17 protein-coding genes and 1 pseudogene are annotated in these 19012 nt (G+C 48.1%); 10 read left to right on the forward strand and 8 right to left on the reverse strand.

What is annotated here, in order from left to right:
* Genes tssJ through tssB form a run of 7 tightly spaced genes read right to left on the reverse strand, consistent with a single transcriptional unit; the run spans window position 1 to window position 7070 of the window.
* Window positions 1-522 carry a type VI secretion system lipoprotein TssJ gene (gene tssJ / locus ACUY4Q_RS15095; RefSeq protein ID WP_458043554.1) on the reverse strand — a complete coding sequence of 174 codons (522 nt, stop codon included), beginning with the start codon at window positions 520-522 and terminating at the stop codon, window positions 1-3.
* A complete protein-coding gene (tagH, locus tag ACUY4Q_RS15100) occupies window positions 510-1790 on the reverse strand; it encodes a type VI secretion system-associated FHA domain protein TagH (RefSeq protein ID WP_458047355.1) in 1281 nt (426 codons plus the stop codon). The genes tssJ and tagH overlap by 13 nt, the downstream gene beginning before the upstream one ends.
* A 16-nt stretch (window positions 1791-1806) precedes the next feature.
* Window positions 1807-2841, reverse strand: coding sequence for a type VI secretion system baseplate subunit TssG (gene tssG, locus ACUY4Q_RS15105; protein ID WP_458043555.1), 1035 nt, complete (start codon window positions 2839-2841; stop codon window positions 1807-1809).
* Window positions 2808-4640 (reverse strand): type VI secretion system baseplate subunit TssF, encoded by a 1833-nt coding sequence (tssF, locus tag ACUY4Q_RS15110; RefSeq protein ID WP_458043556.1) that lies wholly within the window; start codon window positions 4638-4640, stop codon window positions 2808-2810. The genes tssG and tssF overlap by 34 nt, the downstream gene beginning before the upstream one ends.
* A gap of 5 nt (window positions 4641-4645) precedes the next feature.
* Window positions 4646-5074 carry a type VI secretion system baseplate subunit TssE gene (gene tssE / locus ACUY4Q_RS15115; protein WP_458047356.1) on the reverse strand — a complete coding sequence of 143 codons (429 nt, stop codon included), beginning with the start codon at window positions 5072-5074 and terminating at the stop codon, window positions 4646-4648.
* A gap of 2 nt (window positions 5075-5076) precedes the next feature.
* A complete protein-coding gene (gene tssC, locus ACUY4Q_RS15120) occupies window positions 5077-6552 on the reverse strand; it encodes a type VI secretion system contractile sheath large subunit (RefSeq protein WP_458043557.1) in 1476 nt (491 codons plus the stop codon).
* Between the two features lie 20 nt (window positions 6553-6572).
* Window positions 6573-7070 carry a type VI secretion system contractile sheath small subunit gene (gene tssB, locus ACUY4Q_RS15125; protein ID WP_458043558.1) on the reverse strand — a complete coding sequence of 166 codons (498 nt, stop codon included), beginning with the start codon at window positions 7068-7070 and terminating at the stop codon, window positions 6573-6575.
* A gap of 558 nt (window positions 7071-7628) precedes the next feature.
* On the opposite strand from tssB, the gene ACUY4Q_RS15130 reads away from it, so the two are divergent.
* The 10 genes and pseudogenes from ACUY4Q_RS15130 (at window position 7629) to ACUY4Q_RS15175 (ending at window position 18145) form a co-directional block, all read left to right on the forward strand.
* Window positions 7629-8147: an Hcp family type VI secretion system effector gene (locus ACUY4Q_RS15130; protein WP_458043559.1), complete on the forward strand. Its 519-nt coding sequence runs from the start codon at window positions 7629-7631 to the stop codon at window positions 8145-8147.
* 218 nt (window positions 8148-8365) lie between these two features.
* Window positions 8366-10699: a type VI secretion system Vgr family protein gene (locus ACUY4Q_RS15135; RefSeq protein ID WP_458047357.1), complete on the forward strand. Its 2334-nt coding sequence runs from the start codon at window positions 8366-8368 to the stop codon at window positions 10697-10699.
* Window positions 10700-10702: 3 nt separating this feature from the next.
* Window positions 10703-11470, forward strand: a complete 768-nt coding sequence (locus ACUY4Q_RS15140) for a hypothetical protein (protein ID WP_458043560.1) — start codon at window positions 10703-10705, stop codon at window positions 11468-11470.
* Window positions 11471-11474: 4 nt separating this feature from the next.
* Window positions 11475-12185, forward strand: coding sequence for a hypothetical protein (locus ACUY4Q_RS15145; protein WP_458043561.1), 711 nt, complete (start codon window positions 11475-11477; stop codon window positions 12183-12185).
* Window positions 12186-12835: 650 nt separating this feature from the next.
* A complete protein-coding gene (locus ACUY4Q_RS15150) occupies window positions 12836-13120 on the forward strand; it encodes a type VI secretion system PAAR protein (protein WP_458043562.1) in 285 nt (94 codons plus the stop codon).
* A gap of 270 nt (window positions 13121-13390) precedes the next feature.
* A pseudogene (locus ACUY4Q_RS15155) lies at window positions 13391-15224 on the forward strand (RHS repeat-associated core domain-containing protein); the annotation flags it as partial.
* 17 nt (window positions 15225-15241) lie between these two features.
* Complete coding sequence (locus ACUY4Q_RS15160) at window positions 15242-15733, forward strand: hypothetical protein (RefSeq protein WP_458043563.1); 492 nt, start codon at window positions 15242-15244, stop codon at window positions 15731-15733.
* A 384-nt stretch (window positions 15734-16117) separates the two neighbouring features.
* Entirely contained in the window at window positions 16118-16585 is a 468-nt protein-coding gene (locus ACUY4Q_RS15165; RefSeq protein ID WP_458043564.1) for a hypothetical protein, read from the forward strand.
* Between the two features lie 292 nt (window positions 16586-16877).
* On the forward strand, window positions 16878-17645 hold the full coding sequence (locus ACUY4Q_RS15170; protein ID WP_458043565.1) for a peptidoglycan-binding protein: 768 nt from the start codon (window positions 16878-16880) through the stop codon (window positions 17643-17645).
* 20 nt (window positions 17646-17665) lie between these two features.
* A complete protein-coding gene (locus tag ACUY4Q_RS15175; protein ID WP_458043566.1) occupies window positions 17666-18145 on the forward strand; it encodes an adhesin in 480 nt (159 codons plus the stop codon).
* Between the two features lie 50 nt (window positions 18146-18195).
* On the opposite strand, the gene phoH is transcribed toward ACUY4Q_RS15175, so the two are convergent.
* Complete coding sequence (phoH, locus tag ACUY4Q_RS15180) at window positions 18196-18984, reverse strand: phosphate starvation-inducible protein PhoH (RefSeq protein ID WP_458047358.1); 789 nt, start codon at window positions 18982-18984, stop codon at window positions 18196-18198.
* Window positions 18985-19012: the final 28 nt, after the last annotated feature.

A 19012-nucleotide genomic window follows, 5' to 3' on the forward strand; every position in this document is an offset into this window, starting at 1 on the left:
TTAGTAGTCCTCTGTCTTTATTTCGATACTGTTTCGACGCACATGTACCAGGAGACGGTAGCGATGACCGGTATCCACGACAGGTACAATCTGCTTCCATTCACTGGTCTGGTCGTCTGAGAAGTAGACAACAATGCCGATAAAGTTGGTCTGCGCCTCAAGTTTTATGGCAGGCGAGGTTTTAAGTATGTCCGGCAGCAAGGTGAAATCCTGGTGGTCGAGATAGTTTTTACCCAGCGCATCAGGCAGCGGAGTGGTAGCCAACAGGTCGTAATCCGCTGCCAGAAATTTTGAGTCGTCACTCAGCCACACCATCTGTACGTCAACCGGAGCAGGTTCATCCTCGCTATTTAAGTTAGAATCCGGCTCGGTCAAGAACGTAATCGTCACCTCGGAAGGTTGCTGCTTTAGCTCACCAACCTGGATACCAGGGTCGGCAATCACCCGGCCGATCTTTTTGGTCAGGGTGCATCCACTCAACATCAGCAACACCACCACGAAAGCGAACCTCATGCTTCGCATTCCCGCTGTTTTTCACGTAGCACACGATCGTAGACCTGGGCATAGACTTCGTTAAAAAGCATGGCAAAACCTTGCTGACGATCCGACGCAAGTTCAGCGTAATAGTGTCGGTACATAGCCCATGCGCCCGCATCGTCCAGATCCCGGCGTAGTTCATGGCTCCGGCGATACTGCACGAATCGGCGGAGTAGACTCTGCGGTGAGAATGCCTCAAGCATCACCCTGAGTGCTTCGGCGATAGCTGCCCGGTTGGCCTCTTCGTGGTGGCAGACATTGCGCAAGCTTTCGCCTATGGCGGCAGGTGCTGCAAGATGCACCGGGCTTTTGCCTTCAGCAAACATAACCTCCAGCGCAGAGGTGTAGTCCAGATTCAGACGTAGGGGATTGTCTTCCAGCGGACGAAGATGCTTGTCAGAGAGGCTATTCTGGCTGTGTTGTAAATCCAGCAATCCCTTAATGGCCGCCTGAAGAGCTCGCCCCGTCTCCTCAAGGAAAGCATCTGCGTCTTGCGAATTAGTGATATGGAGCGAACTTCCCAATCCTCGCATCAGCGGTGTGACCGCCAGATGTTTCTGTGCCATCTCAGCCTGAGTGAAATCATCTTCATCCCGGAGCTCGGTATAGACAGGCGGTAAATCCATAAAAGCGGTGTCAATTCCATCACTAAGCTGACTTTCAGGAACTGGCACAGGTTGCTGACCGTACAAAACCCTTTGCTGTACCGTAGTCAGGCTTTCACTCTGTAGCACTTGTAAGGGATCCGAGGAAAAGCTGTTCACTACGGTGGATGAGAGCGCCTGGCGCAGAGGCATTCCTGGGTACTCCGGTTGTCCGTCGGTCGAAAGCAACGGGTCAACCCGCCCCGCACGTTGACTTACAATGCTTTCCGGCGTCGCCATTTGCTGGTCATAACTGATACGTTGGCCTTCGTGGAGATAAGCTTTGAGTGTAAGTGCCCCCAGACTAATTTCATCGCCCTGGCGCAACTGAACCAAACCCGTTGCCGTCGAGATCGGTGCCAGATTGATCATCAGACCCTGTATCAGGCTACGTAAGCAAAAAGCGCCATCGTGTTGCACAATGACACAGGCACGCCCTGCAATCGAACCGGCCCTGTCCTGCACTGACCAGTGACATCCTTCGCCGTGACCTATCTCGCCACCGTCCACAGAAAACAGGCATTTCGCTGCACGGCCGCTTTCCAGCTCATTGCCGTTCATCACCTGTAACGTCAGTGATAATCCGCTATGTTGTTTTTCCTCAACCACATTTTTCTCCATAAAATTACTCCCTGATGTGGAGAGTGACGTAAGGCGGTACTTTCGGTGAGCCAATAAAAGCAGTGCGTCCAAGACAGCTACTGGACATTTCCCTTAAGCGCATTCCCTTCGCCTGCTCAGGTGCCAGGCATAACTGCAAATCCCAGGCTAACTGGTCACGCAGCAGAAATGAGACAAACATCTGTAATGCCTCGTGGTACTCACCCTGTGGCAAAAAAGACAAATATCGCTCCATTGAAAGGCTGCCTATCCGCAGCAGAAATTTACCGCTGCGATCGGGTATCCGCGCGCCAAGGGTAAAATTGACGCCCAGAACGGAACGACCAACAACGTGCCCGGCGGTTCGAGTTTTTGGGTAACGCTCGCCCAGTGAATTTCGTTCAGCCTCTTCGATCACAACTCTGCGCAATTGCCAGTTTTCGATAGTGACGTCAGGCAATGCAAAACAGTGTGAAACCAAATTGCTTACTACATCCGGCGAGCGGCCAGGCGTAGCCAGTACCCCTGCATAAGCCAGCATCTTGCTGTGGTTGATACAGAGCTTGTCGCGCACGCTCTGATTACCCAGCCCAACTAGCGAATACATGCGCTGTGAGAATCGGTCCGTTCCACCGTTGCGAAAACAGATGTAGTAGCGATACTTACGCCAGGCGTGATAAGCAAACTGTGTCCAGCGGTGACTAAATAAGTCGAGGAACGCTTTCAGCCCCTCTTCATTTTGTGCTGACTCCAGTGCCATCCTGTCCAGGTAATAGCCCGGTAACGGCGACTGACTGCCCGAGAAACCAATAAATCTGGCGGTCAACGTAAACTGGCCGCTCTGACTGCGCATGAGCGATGTCAGATCACTTGTGGGAAAAGCGATGCTGGCGTCAGATTTAAACAGCAGCACTTCATCTTCAGGCTCAGTGCGTAGCGAAGGCTCACGGTTAGCTTCACCGTAACGGCGATATAGCGACTCCAGTAGCACATAAAAATTGATATCACTGACATCTTGCGAAAAGGTCACATCAGCGCGTGCTGGCCGGAACTCTTCCATTCCCAGACCTCCTGGCTTTCCGTGTTGATAATTTTCAGTCGGTGGAAAGAATTGATACTGGCGTACAACGCAAAAAAATGAGACAGCACCGTACCCAACAGATAAATTTCTCCCTCACAGATAAAGGGGGTGGGATTGATCCACAACGTCGTGGCAAGTCCTCTTACCGGCACCCCCTTAAAAAGCCGATCCACTGGGCGAGTTTCCATCTTCTCCATCGCATCCAGTTTTTGCTGTGATAAGCGAGCCTGTTGAGGATGGTGGATACCGGGAATATCAAATGTGCGCAGAATCTGCACCAACGCGTCCCGATCTAATAAAGAGAGATAATTCAAATTCATACTAGAAATAAGCGACCAGTGCATATCCCCATCCATCACCGGATAGAGCGGACGAGTCGGGCGCGTAATATTGCTGAATGAGGCAACAGCTGGATTTTTGCCAACCGCAACATTGATATCTCTGGTATGAAGCTCACCAGGAAGCATCCGGTTTGTGCAAACCAGCAAGGGGGTAATCACTTCCCCCTTTAGTCGCGCGGGATTCGGTACATCCCCATCGGCATGCACAAGCGCAATACTGTGATCAAGGCCGCGATGGAATAACGATGTTTTAGTACGATGGTGCCAGTAAATCACCTCACGTTGGCCCGTGTATTCAAGTTGATGATTAAAACTTTCGAATTCAGGCCAGTTACAGACTGAGCGGGATCGCTTTTCAGACCCATCATGCACAGTCATGTCTTTATTAGTGACGGACTCCACACAGAAAATATCGTAAGCATCCGGGTGATGATGGCTGGCCCGTAACGGATATTGCGGCAGATGACCATCCGGACTAATTGGCTCAGCGTGGTGTAAAAAAAGGTTCACCGCGGGTGTACAACACAGTTGTAATGAATCCTGACGCAACTTTATATCTTCAGGCAGAGGTTGATTAAAACGTAGACGTAGGGTGAACACGCCGCCACGAAAATCATCTGTTAACGACGCGGCATCCCGCAGATTAAAGAAGAAGAAACTTTCGGGGTAGCAAAAATATTCTTGCAGTACCCGGTAACCATTGTGCACATTTTTAGGCCATGGCAGTAATGCATCATCTCGTTCAAATCCTGCGGAATCGAGCCACAGAGTTGGCAAAGGTATGTGGCCCTCTTCCAGAATGAGCTCTGCATTCATCAAACGTTCACTAAACCATAAATAGAGCTGATAGCGGGTGTAATCATCGTGATTAGCCAACCAGAAACTGATTTTATTTAAATCCAGCGAGTCGGCAGACACACCTTTTTCAGTATAAAATTCAATATCAATAATACCTTCATCAAGAGTACTTGCGTTTCGAACATCTTTTATTTTTAAAGGTTGCAGCCAGACATTGCGTGCCAGCGTAAAATTACAAGCCGGTGGGGATTTCGTCGTATCGTTTCCCAGAACGTTCCCTTCCGAAATATTAAACTGCAAATTACCTGTGCTCACCAATTCGTTACGTAAAACCTGCACGGGTACTTTTAGCGTATTTTCTGGTTCGTATTTAATTATTGTCATAGCCGGAACCGGACGCAGGTAATTAGGCCACAGCATACGGATGATGCCATGTGTAAACTCAGGAAACTCATCTTCCAGCTTTTGTCTAAGCCCACCCGATAAGAAAGCAAAAGATTCCATCAAGCGCTCTACATCCGGGTCTCCCTGCTTTTCACTAAGAAAGCGGGCTAAATAGGGTTTCTCCTTAGCCAATAATTTCCCTAGCTGACGCAGGTAATCCAGTTCCTCCCGATAATAACGCTCTTCAAAAGCCATATTGTTCATCTCACCCGATAGCGCTGGCGGTTATCCAGCAGAATATCAAACTCAAGGAAATCGTTTATATTGTAAATATTCATTTGCGCAACAATATGAAACCCTAATTCGAGGCGAGCAGTTTCCTCTGGAAAGCCGGCAGTTACCACAATCTCACAAAGCCGGGGTTCATAATGTAAAATACAATCCTTAATCCCACGGCAAATCTCTTCGCGAAAATCACTTGAAATCAACACATCATCATTTAAATCTGGTATGCCTAATGCCGGCGAGCCGAAGCAACTACCGGAACGGGTATTGAGAATATTTTCCAGATTACGGTTAATGGATTGTAATAATTGACTGTGCGAACAAGAATAACGTAACGGCATTGCCGCATCACTGACACGCTCAAATAAACTACCCTTCACCCCAATCTCCCGCTCCGTCATCATGATCAATCTTTATCCAGACGCCCGACCAGGGAAAGATCGAAACTCGCTCCCATGTATTTGAAATGTGGACGCACTGAAAGCGAGACCTGATACCAGCCAGGTTCACCTGCAACATCGAGCACCTCAATTTTGGCCTGACGTAGCGGTTTACGGCTGCGCACTTCAGCAGGTGGGTTTTCCTGATCGGCAACATACTGGCGGATCCAGTTGTTGAGCTCACGTTCCAGGTCACCCCGCTCTTTCCATGAGCCGATCTGTTCGCGCTGCAACACCTTGATGTAATGTGCCAGTCGACTGATGACAAAGAGATAAGGCAATTGTGTCCCCAACTTATAATTGGTCTCTGCTTCTTTTCCTTCGGGCGTGCTGGGGAAGACTTTGGGTTTCTGGACAGAGTTTGCGGAAAAGAACGCTGCGTTATCGCTCCCTTTTCTCATGGTCAGGGTGATAAAACCTTCCTCCGCGAGTTCAAATTCGCGACGATCGGTTATCAGCACTTCGGTTGGGATTTTGGCTTGCAACTGCCCCATCGCCTCATAGAGATGGACCGGGAGATCTTTTACCGCCCCGCCGTTTTGTGGACCAATGATATTCGGGCACCAACGATACTTCGCAAAGCTTTCCGCCATATTTGAGGCCAGCAGGAATGCCGTATTCCCCCATAAATAATCGTCATGGCTGCGGCTAACATTCTCTCGGTAGTTAAAACTTTTTACTGGATTCTCGCCAGGTGCATACGGCTGACGCAGCAGAAAGCGTGGTGCGGTGAGCCCCAGATAGCGAGCATCTTCTGATTCACGCAGCGATCGCCACTTGGTATAGGCCGGACCTTCAAAAATTGCCGCTATATCCTTGATACCGGGCAATTCCGTCCAGGAAGTCAGACCGAGGAACTCTGGCGCAACGGAAGACAGGAAAGGCGCATGGGCCATCGCGCTGGCCGCACTGACATACTTCAGCAACTTCAAATCAGCAGCGGTGTTTTTAAAGGCGTAATTTCCGATTACGGCAGCGACGGGCTCGCCGCCAAATTGACCATATCCGCTGGAGTAAACGTGTTTGTAATAGCCCGACTGGGTGATTTCTGGTGCAAACTCAAAATCGTCAAGCATTTCCTCTTTCGTGACATGTAACAGATGAATTTTAATATTTTCACGTGGGTCAGTACGATCGACCAGCAATTTGAGTGAACGAAGCAGTGCTTCAATTTCCTGAAACTCCGGTGCATGAAGAATAAGATCCATCTGTTGACCAGTACGTGCATCTATATCTGCGATCATCGCATTCACCGCGAGAATATCGACGGAGTCTGCTTCATTCTGTAATAGTGCGGCAATAAAGGCGGTTACCCCTTGACGCGCAATATCATAGCTTTCAGAGTCGGGCTGAAAACGGCTTTGCGCCATAATATTATCGAGCAATGAAGATGGTGCTTCAATGGTGGCACTGACGGGCACAATTTCTTCCTGTAAAGACATAATGAAATCCTTTTACTCAGTTATTTCTGGCTGTCGAGTCCGAGTTCCTGAATCAGTTGTTCGCGGGTATCTTCGTTATCCATCAGCGCCTGCAATTGGGCGCGAAACGCGGGGATATTTCCCATCGGACCTTTCAGAGCAACAAGTGCTTCCCTTAACTCCAGCAACTTTTTCAATTCTGGCACCTGGCTGGCGATGCTGTCGGGAGAGAGATCGGCCATCGAGTTCACTTTCAGGTTGATATCCAGCCGTGCACCATCGTTTCCTCCCAGGGCGGATGAGACAGTGAAATGACGCCCCACATCTGATTGAGCGATAACCGCATTAAAATTATTTTTGTCGATGGCAACGGGCTGGCGTTCATCCAGCGGCGTTTGGTCTGGTTTTCCCGCTAAATCGCCAGTAACCAAAAGATTGAGAGGCAGTTCGACCTCAGCCATCTGCCCATCAGTCTTGGGAACGTAGCGGATATTGATGCGCTCTTTAGGAGCTATACTGCCGTCTTTATTATTGCTCATGGAGATATTCCGTCAGATTATATAACTCTTATTAATCACGGCATGGAGAAGGCTTTCCTTAATTATTAAGAAAATACTCACAAAGCCGCCGCGATGATATAAAACCGAACACAAAAATGACGCTATTACATATACCTCTAATCATCTCACTTTTAAAACCATTTTTTGAAAAAAAACAACAAACGTATTAAATTGTGGCAATCCGCACATAAATCATGTAAAAACACATGCTATTACTATTTCATCAACAATAATCATAACTAAATCTGAAACTGTATAAACAAATAATGTCGCATAATACAAACGCTAGTTATTCAAAGGATGAATAAATGAACGCCATTAATATCCACTAAGATACCACCAACCTGGAATTTACATGAAATAGCATAAAACGGAATAAATAATATTATTCTTGACTAGCCCATGGATTGCAAAAATAAAAGCAAAACCAACGTAACCCGGGGCGTCATAAATAAACCATCAGCTCAAGTCATTATTCCGATGATGATAAGGGAACGCAACTGAATCACTACGATGACCTAAAAGGAGTTACTACCCATGCCAACACCGTGTTACATCTCAATTAAAGGGCAAACCCAAGGGCTGATCACCGATCGTGCTTTTACGGCGGAGTCTGTCGGCAACATTTATGTTCAGGGCCATGAAGACGAAATGCTGGTACAGGAATTCAGTCATAACGTCACGGTCCCCACCGATCCTCAATCAGGTCAACCCGCGGGGCAACGCGCGCATAAGCCTTTCATCTTCACTGTTGCCCTGAACAAAGCCGTTCCGCTGCTGTATAACGCGCTGGCCTCAGGCGAAATGCTACCGACCACCGAACTGCACTGGTATCGCACCTCTGTAGAAGGTAAACAGGAACATTTCTTCACGACTCGCCTTACCGACTCGACGATCGTGGATATCGACTGCCATATGCCGCACTGCCAGGATGCGGAAAAACGTGAATTCACTCAACTGGTTAAGGTCTCACTGGCTTACCGTAAGATCGAGTGGGAACACGTCTCCGCGGGTACCTCAGGGGCTGACGACTGGCGCGCACCGCTGGAAGCTTAAGTTTCCATCCATGCCACTCCGACTGCAGGCAGAGTGGCATTTTTTGTACCAGAGACGGAATGCCCAGGCCATACCGCCTCAGCATTATATTTAACATACGGGAGATGGCAGACGCCGGAGACTCCGGCGGTAGCGTGCCTGAAACCTCCGTTACCTCTATAAGCACAACCGCGAGTAGTCGTGGTTCCATAATTTACTATCTGTTTCGGGAGAAGGTTATGTCACAAGAAGGCCTGCGTTTTACGCTTGACGTGGAGGGGCTTCCCCCGCGTGCCACCGCCGTTGTCACCTTTTCCCTTCTCCAGTCCCTCTCCACCCCCTTTTGCCTCCACGCAGAGGTCACCAGCAGGCTGTCCGGCTATACCCCGGCCCATTTCCTCGAAAAAAACGCCACCTTCACCGTCTGGCAGGGCGACACTCCCCGGCGCGTCCTCACCGGCATCGTGACCGGCTTCGACCTCGCGCAGAACGCGCACGGTCAGATGGGCTATGCCCTGACGCTCTCGCCTCCCCTCTGGCGCTGCGGTCTGCGACAGAATTTCCGCCTCTTCCAGCAGCAGAACATTGCGGACATCACCGCCACCCTGCTCACGGAACACGGCGTCACCGGCCGGGTGTCCCGCTTTTATGAGGCCCATCCGGCCCGCGAATTCTGCGTCCAGTACGGCGAGACCGACCTCGGTTTTCTGAGCCGCCTGTGGGCCGAAGAGGGTATCTTCTTCTATGACAGCTGCGCCTCCGGGGGCGCGGAGCAGAAACTGGTGCTCACCGATGATGTCGCGGGGGTCGCCACCGTGGGTGACCTGCCCTTTAACCCCAACACCCGCACCGGGGTCCTGACGGACTGCATCAGCGAATTCCGTTACCGGGCGCAGATACGCCCCTCCTCGGTGCAGACGCAGGATTACACTTTCAAAGCCCCCAGTTGGCAGGGCACCTTCAGCCATCATCCCCGTGAACTCAACGGCCAGCGCGCGTACTACGAAATCTTTGACTACCCCGGGCGCTTCAAGGACGAACAGCACGGGCGGGATTTTGCCCGTTATCAGGCGGAGGGATACCGCCAGGATGCAGAGACCGCCACCTGCAGAAGTAACTCCCCGGTACTGTGGCCCGGCAGACGGTTCACCCTGACCGGTCACCCGTCTTCTCCCCTGAACCGGGAATGGCAGGTCACCGGCAGTCTCCTGGAGGGCCGGCAGCCGCAGGCGCAGCACGGCAGTCCGGGGGAAGGCACCACGCTGAGCAACCGCCTGGAGGTTATCCCGGCAGACCGCACCTGGCGACGCTCCCCGCTGCCGAAGCCGCGGGTCGACGGTCCGCAGAGCGCGGTGGTCACGGGCCCGCCGGGCGAGGAAATCTTCTGTGACAAATACGGCCGCGTGCGGGTGCGCTTTCACCCGGACCGCTACCACGGCAACAGCGAAGACAGCTCCTGCTGGATACGGGTCTCCCAGGCCTGGGCGGGGGCCGGGTTCGGCAATCTGGCCCTGCCCCGCGTCGGCCAGGAAGTGATTGTGGACTTTCTCCACGGTGACCCGGACCAGCCGGTCATCACGGGGCGTCTGTACCATGACGTGAACCGTGCCCCCGGCCGCCTGCCGGACACGAAGACGCAGATGACCATCCGCTCAAAAACCTACCGGGGTGACGGGTTTAACGAACTGCGCTTTGAGGATGCGACGGACCAGGAGCAGGTGTACATCCACGCCCAGAAGGACATGGACACCGAGGTGCTGAACAACCGCACCACGGACGTGAAGGTGGACCACACCGAGACCATTGGCAACAACCAGCGGATTAGCATCGGGCACGACCAGACCCTCACCGTGGCCCGTGACCGGACCGTTACCGTGCGTAATGACCAGATGCTTAGTGTGGAGAACGACAGGCGGGTGAGCACCGGTCACGACGACGGACTGCACGTGGCAAATGACCGCACGGTGACCGTGGAGGGAAACCAGAACCACAGCACCACCGGGGACCACCTCAGCCGGGTGGAGGGCAGGCACAGTCTGGCGGTCAACGGCGACCAGGCACTGAAGGTGACGGGCGCCTCCGGCACCCGTGCGCGGGGTGAAATTGTGCTGCAGAGCGACACGCAAATCACCCTGCGGGTGGGGGGCTCCTTTGTGGTGATACACCCCGGCGGGGTGGACATTGTGGGGCCGAAAATCAACCTGAACAGTGGCGGACGTCCGGGGACACCGGTGGGGGTGATGTTACCGGGGGTGATGGAGGGGCTGGAGGATAACGACGAAAATATACAGGGCGAACAAGTTGGTGAAAATTTTGGGGATTGTCCAGAGGAAGAAAATAATGCGGGTTACAAGAGTGAAGGAGAAGAAAATCAGGATGATTATGTATTTGATGAGCAGTTCCTGCTCCTTGATGATGAAGATAATCCCATCCCATTCCAGAAGTATAAAGTTACGACGAGTAGTGGTGAAATTTTTAGAGGGTTAACCTCTAGCGAAGGGAGAACCCAAAGAATAAGCACATATTTTTCTGAAAATCTATTTTTTGAGTACGACATAGATGACATGGAGTAAAGCATGCCTTTGAATAATAATGCTGGCGTATCAAATCAAACCACAGGTAGCGTACAAATAGTAAAGGGTAAGGTGGTTTATAGTAACATCAGGCCACAGGATAAAGATGGATGGCTTATGGTAGCATTAGAAAATGGTACCATTGATAACATTCACGAAAACATCAAGCTTCTTACATTGGGTGAAAAAAATGAACGCATTTATTATAGGGTTATGAGTGATAGAAAAGACTTAATGGGGAAAATAATTAGCTTAAAAAAGGAAAATGCAAAACTATGCACTCATCAAAAAGGCCCGACACAAGAAAGCGCCACAGTAAAAATAACATACAGCGGGGGGCGCATTGACGAGTATTCAATATTTAAAAGAGGTACGCTTTCTCAACAATTTGCAACAATGAGCTTTAATAAAAAAAATATCAGAGTAACACTAAACAGTGCATGGCCACCAAACCATCCGTATTCACCAATCCCTCCTGGAACTCATAAAATAATGGCGCCAGACTACTCTCATAGAGTTGAAGGTGACACTACAGGATATAGGGATGCATTTCCCGAAGGCACTATAAGGTGTAATGACATCTGGTTTCCGATTGAATTAGAAGGAATGAAAGGGAATAGTTCAAGATATATACACCTTGGTAATGTATCACATGGTTGCGTAACAGTATATGATGTGGAGAAGTGGAATATTATATATGATTATCTTATTTCCCACAGAATACCAGGCACTGATGGAACATATGTGGGGAAATTAATTGTGGAGAAATAACAAAATGAAAATTTACATTTTATTGATTTCACTACACCTATCTTTCGGCACGTTGGGGGCGAAAACATGTAAAGAAGAACATGATTACCAAGCATTCTATGATTTAAAAAAATCTCTCGAGGATAAAAAAGAAAAAAACGAGAAAATATACAGCGTGCTTAAAAACAAGCTTAATGAGTTAGAGGTGTGCCATGAAAAACCGATGAATGATATTTATATTATTAGAAGTAAAATTTATTCATATAAAGTAAATGGGAACGAAACCAGAGCAAGTGTTATATACGATTGCGATAATATGTCAACAAAAAACGTATGTTTAAAAGATAATCGCATTGATTGGGACTGGACTGAGCGTATATATCCAAGATCTAGTTCAAAGCTACGAAGACCCATACCGGAAAGCAATCAAGAGATGGAATTTCCATTTTCAGTTGGTGGGTTTGAGCTAACCAATATCACTCTTACATACATTAATGTCTTAGGTAGTAAGGAGCATAAAAACATTGAGTATTATAAAAAAAGCAATAATTATGTGTACGCCATCGTAAACATAAGAGATTTATTTTATGAAAATATTATTACTAATGACCAATTTTCAAATTGCTGGCTAGTCTCTATCTATAAAAGTACTACCGGAAAATATCTTAAGGTAATATGGTATTATGCTGGATCAAATTTCTTGGAAGATAAAACAAGCACAAATAATAATGAGTAAAAGTCGATAATTACCACCCCCGCAGCAACTTAGCTTTGAGATATATTATGACAATATTTATAAGTTTATTAATGGAACATGTCACCCCTTAAACATGACCGCGCAGCAAATAAAAACAGAACTTACAAAATGAAATAAAGAAATAGCCCTACCATCCAGTTACATCTAAAAAAATAACACCACGCACTAACACGAATTAAAAAACACGAAGATGGTCATTAAGATACAAAAAGCGCCAGCGTTTTATGTCAAAATGATACTTAATGGAAAATAAAAACCCCTTCAAAGCAACTCAACGCGAATGCAATATTTACTAAAAAAATGAAGATAACACTAAGTATTTTCAAAAAAAGCCAACCTATCAAAAGCATAGAAAATAGAAGCATAACAATTTTGATTAATTTTAAATCGCACCTTATCAACAAGCTCAAACAGAAGACGCAGTGTCCTAAACTACTTACTTATCACTTAGATGTAATGTTATTTTTTTACCTCTTGCCTATTAAGTATAGTTTTGATGAAAGTTTTTTATAACAGCAATAGGCATACTTTTCACATTCTTCATGAGACGAAATTTTTTATTTCATGGGAGAACGCAAGCCGAATTTTAATACTACATCTAAGCTTTACCCTTAAACCTGGAGAAATATATGTCTTTAGCCGCCAAAGTTCACGATGTAGGTACCCAACATAACGGTTATCGTGAAACCGTCATTACTGCAGGTTCACCCACTGTATTTATAGATAGCCTCGCCGCAGCCCGAAAAGGAGATCCACTAACTCCCCATTCAAAACCAAATCATCCTCCCCATCCAAGAAAAATAGCCAGTGGTTCTGGTACGGTTTTTATTGATGGTCTGCCTGCGGCCAGAACGGGTGATGTAGTTGACTGCGGCGGTGTGATTATCGGCAGCGGTACAGTCACTATTGGCTAAATCTTTTATTCCAGAGCAGGGAATAGGGCGACATGAACTGTAATGACCCGTTATTAGCGAGAACGCCCCCTAAGCTGATTACTTCGAATTGTATCTCCTGCTGGAGCCCATTGTTTTCATCCCGGTATAAACCCAGAGAACTATTTCAGCATCAGATGTTTTGGTTCTGAGGTAAGGATTTCTGCCTCGCCTGTTTTTCGCCAGTATTTCACCTCCAGAATACGCAACTGACCAAACCTCTGTGACTATGCGGCCGGGCGCGTCACCGGGCTGGTCAACGAGAACGACAGCCGCATGGCCTTTGCGTATGATGCACTGGACAGGCTGGTGCAGGAGACCGGTTTTGACGGCCGGACGCAGCGCTACCACTACAGCGTCATCGGACAGCTTATCCGCAGCGAGGATGAGGGTATTCTGACCCGGCGGCACTATGATGCGTCGGACCGCCTCAGCCACCGCACGGTGGACGGTGAACCGGCAGAGTAGCACGATTACCACCACGGTCTGGCACACCGCACCACCCCGGACCGCCTGCACCGGGAAACGCAGCGTGACTTCGGTGCGTATGAGCAGAGCACGCGCTACCGTGCCACCGGGCAGCTGCTGAGTCACACGTTCAGTGACCCGGTGCTGAACCGGGAATACGGTTATAACGACAACGGGCAGCTGGTGCGCATCAGCCAGGCAAACGCGGACCAGCACTACCGGTATGACGGCACGGGGCGGCTCGCCGGCGCACAGCACTACGACCTGTTACGGCATTACACCACCGACCCGGCCGGTAACCGTCTGGCTGACCGGGTCGCGCACCCCGCCCTGCCCGCGGTCTGGCCGGACAACCGTATCAGCGGGGATGCGGAAAATTTTTACCACCATGACAGCTACGGCAGGCTGACCGGACGGGATGAGCGCCTTATCCGCGACGGCGGCAGCCACTGCCACCGGTATCACTACGACCACCAGCACCGGCTGGTGCACTACACCCGCAGCCAGCAGGACAGCACCCTGACCCGCGCCCGCTACCTGTACGACCCGCTGGGCCGTCGCACCGGCAAAGTGATCCAGGAAACGCCCGGTGACGGCAGCCCTGAGCGGGTCACCCGCGCCTGGTACGGCTGGGATGGCGACCACCTGACCACCACCCAGACTGACACCGCCCGTATCCAGACGGTGTATCTTCCGGGCAGCTTCACACCCCTGGTCAAAATAGAAACCGCCACGGCAGAACTGCAGAAAGCCACACGCCGCACTCTCGCGGAAAAACTGCAGCAGGACGGTGGCGTCACCTTCCCCTCCGGAGCTGGTCACCCTGCTCGACAGGCTGGAAGGCGAACTGCGAAGCGGCCACCTCAGCGAACAGAGTCAGCAGTGGCTGGCCCGGTGCGGCCTGACGGCGGAGCGGATGCAGAACCAGCTGGAGCCGGTGCATACCCCTCAGCGTACTGTCCACCTGTACCACTGCGACCACCGCGGCCTGCCCTTGGCGCTCATTAGAGGTGACGGAAAAACAGACTGGTCTGCGGAATACGACGTGTGGGGGAATGTGCTCAGTGAAAATAATCCGCAGCATCTGGTACAACACCTGCGCCTGCCGGGCCAGCAGTATGACGAGGAAACCGGGCTGCATTACAACCGCCACCGCTATTACGATCCGCGCCAGGGGCGGTATATCACGCAGGATCCAATTGGGCTGGCGGGGGGATGGAATCTGTATGCGTATCCACTTGATCCGGTTATGGGGGTGGATCCGCTGGGTTTATCGGATGAACCGTTATCTCGACCTTCTCCATCTTGTGGTGTCTGGAGTGCTTCACAAGCCTTAAACGACAGAGCGGCAAGAGCCTTAACAAAATGGTTAAATGAAAATTTTAGTGATAAAGAGGATTGTCCACCATGTGAGCCTCCTGCAGGTGAAAAGTTTAATAAAGTGACTCATTATTCAAAACATGGGCGTGACACAGATCCACTGAAGGGTAGCCATGGTTGTATGGGAAAAACTGGCAGTCCAGTTCATTGGCATTATGATGTTAATAACCAAATTCCAAAAACATGTGAATGTAAACATGCTGAACATGTTTTTGGCGGATGCGGCGTTGCGCCGTAATGAGAGGAGGGTTAATTATGATAAATGATTTTGAAAGCGTTTCTTTTCATGATAATGCTATACATGGTTTTTATTTACCTGAGAACCTTAGTGAGGAAACATCCCCTCTATGTTTTGATATAGATCATATAATAGAATGGACAGAATGTTCAAGCAGTGGAGAAGTGATATTCTCGGTATGTCAAGGCATTATTTCCTTTTATGACGTCACAGACCTTAAAATAAACATTACATGGTCGAACAGCAATTACTCCGCCTCAGAGGTTGGTCTTTATATTCTTGATATAAAAAGAACAACTGTTAAAACCCCTCTCCGGCTACCTCAGTATTACAGGTGGGAAATAATAACCAACAATAGCAATTATCATTTTTCATTCGCTGCATCTTCAATGTCAATAATTCTCATAGGAGATGCGAAGAAAACCGAAAGACAATATTTACTTGCCGATGAAAGAGAATCTATCCGACAATTTATTGAGAATGAGCCCACCCGTTTAATAAAACCTTAAATATTATGTAGCTTGTTACATAAGAGAACAACCTACATTCCTATAGAATATAGGAGCCAAAGCGAAAAGGCATGAGTAAGCATATGCAACCTCGATTGTTATTATGATGATTTAAATATCATCCTGGTAAGAAGAATGCCCGCCATGCAATCCTCCTGCCGGAGAAAATATAATATAGAAAACCACTGTAAGGTTCATACCGGTTGGAGGCTATCTGACGGTTCACATGAATGTGAAATACTCACTGGCAGCCCTGTATATTAGCACCATGATTCTAATATACATAATCTGAAGACATATAAAAACTTACAAAGAGAAAATATCCTCGGTGATTTTGCCATTCCTTAATATTTAGTACTTAATCAGCCAAATAGGAGTTTAAGCATGATGCCTGAAGTCATAAGCGAACATACATTCCACGACAATTTAATACGAGGCATATGTTTTGCTTCTGGCATGGAAGATTTTAGCTCAGATATTCACTTTGATATTGATCATATATTAGAGTGGGTAAATTGCTCAACACAACCCGGAGATTCATTATTTTCCGTTTCGAAAGCAACACTTAAATTTCATGACGTAAGCGATCTTGTTATAAACTTATCCTTGGAAAATACAAATCATAGTCAGTTTTCTAGTTTGACATCGGGGATATATATTTTGGATATTTTAAAAGAAAAGATAGAGTCTTCATTATCAAACACAGGCAATCATTATTACAAATGGAAAATAATCACGACTGATAAAGGATGCACTATTCAATTCGGCGCGGCCTCAATGTCATTAGAACTGTTCGGTACGCCAAAAATAGTTAACAGGCAATATTTAACAAATGATGAACGTATACAATAACGAGTTTATACCTCTCAGCATTTAACACACTTAACAAAATTGTTATAAAACTAAAGAGTCGTTCAACCTATAATCTGTACGCCCCCCTGGGCCGTCGCACCGGCAAACTGGTGCAGGAAACGCCCCTAGACGGCGGGTCTGAGCGGATCATCCAAGTCTGTTACGGTTGGAACAATGGCGATCTCACCATCACGCAGATCAGAGTTACCCCGCATCCAGATGGTCAATTCACTTACTTTTTCAGATTAGGCCCGACAGATCCATATAATTAAAAACTACCAGGAGGGTAGTTATGGCAACAACACTTAAGATATTTAATAAAGGTAGCCATGTATTAACGTTACAAAAGCTTCTTAATAAGAATGGCGTGACTCCAAAGCTTATAGAAGATGGCAACTTTGGAAGTCATACATATAGTGCAGTCATAACATTCCAGAGGAATAATGATCTTGAAACTGATGGTATTGTAGGGCATAAAACCTGGCGAAAATTAGGAGTTCAGGAGACCGACTCTCAATTCCCAATGGATTTAGCTACCGGTTCAGATGATGTTACTAAAGAGATATCAAACAATACAATTAGAGAAGCAAATGAGGAATTTTGCTTTCCCTTCACGAAGCTTCCCACCCTGTCATGGACGAGTGGTGGCCGCCAATTTGGGGCCTGGCGCACTGAAGGCCGTAAACATGCAGGTTGTGATTTAAAATTCCCGGCAGGGACGCCTATTCATGCTGTAGCTGATGGAATTTTACTTCAGAAGCCCTACCCCTTCTACTCAGGTACCTATGCTGTAGAAATCAGACATGGAGATATCATTCTCCGTTATGGCGAAATAGCGCCGGGCTCATATACTAGCGGAGCGATTGTCAAAAAAGGTCAGATTATTGCTAAGGTCGGGTTATTGAAGAGTGGTTCATCCATGTTGCATCTGGAGATTTATACTAACGGAGCTTCCTCAGCCAGTCTGTCAACACGTGCAGGAGTCTTCAAAAGGCGTGCCGACATAACGGACCCTGCACCCTATCTGAATGTATGGAAAAATAACCTCCCTAAACGTTAATTTCAGCGAAAGTTGTGAAAATGCTTAAAAAAATTGTATTTATTTTAACTCTGATGCTATCAGGGATTATTGGTTGCCTTGCTATCGAACCCAGTAACAAAGTGCCAGATGATCTCAATACAAAGAGTTTAGACGTTGGTGAAATTTCAGAGGAAGAGATTACTGATGATTTAAGACACTCGACTTGCACTTTGCACCTGGCTGATAGTAACCGAAAAAATACATGGAACTATATTGAAGGTGCAATTTGTCCTGCTGATGAACAAGAATGTACATACTCTGCCATCATGAAATTGAATGGAAAGATAACCATACTGAAACAGATATCGTCAGGCGATAATCATTCACAATATAAAAACAATGATGTTTCTATCACCATAAAACAGACTCCGATGCCAGAGTCAAATAACGAAGAAGGAAATGATGTTAAAGCGACCATTGTCATCAAAATAAAAGACAGTGAGAAAAGGCTTAATATGGTTGGATACTGCGGAGTTTAAAAACCAGAGAATAAAGCCCGGTTTCCCGGGCTTTACTGTTAGCAAACAGGTTAATCGTACGCTTTAAGCGTTCTCTGGCAGAGGGCGGAACGGACGCAGTCGTCTTTTGTGAAACGGACCACCCCAACCATCTCATCTTCCTCAAAACGTGCCAGCGCATCGCTCAAGCCAGATTTTACGCTGGCGGGCAAGTCGCACTGGGTAATGTCACCGTTAACGATGACCGTCACGTTCTCCCCGAGGCGCGTTAAAAACATCTTCATTTGCGCAGCAGTCACATTCTGAGCCTCGTCAAGAATGACAACCGCATTTTCAAAGGTACGTCCGCGCATATAGGCGAACGGCGCGATTTCTACCTTACCGATCTCTGGTCGCAGGCAGTATTGCATAAAGGACGCGCCCAAACGTTTAACGAGAATGTCGTAAACGGGTCGGAAATAAGGCGCGAACTTCTCCGAAATATCACCGGGTAAGAAGCCGAGGTCTTCGTCGGCCTGCAGGACCGGTCGGGTCACAATAATCCTGTCCACATCCTTATGAATCAGGGCTTCCGCCGCTTTCGCTGCGCTGATCCATGTTTTACCGCAACCTGCCTCACCGGTTGCGAATATCAATTGCTTCGTCTCAATAGCATTCAGGTAGTGCGCCTGAGCCTCGTTCCGCGCAGCAATTGGGGAGTTATCACGGCAGTCCCGCGCCATGCCAATTGCTTCTACGCCACTCATCTGCACAAGCGAGGTGATCGATTCTTCTTCACGCTGTTTATGGCTACGTGAATCCCGTCTCAGCACACGTTTCGCTTCACGACGAACTTTGATCACTGCTTTTTGTCTTCCCATGGATAGCACCTTGAGTTGTTGGTTTACA

The sequence above is a fragment of the Phytobacter cepae genome (assembly GCF_054165735.1).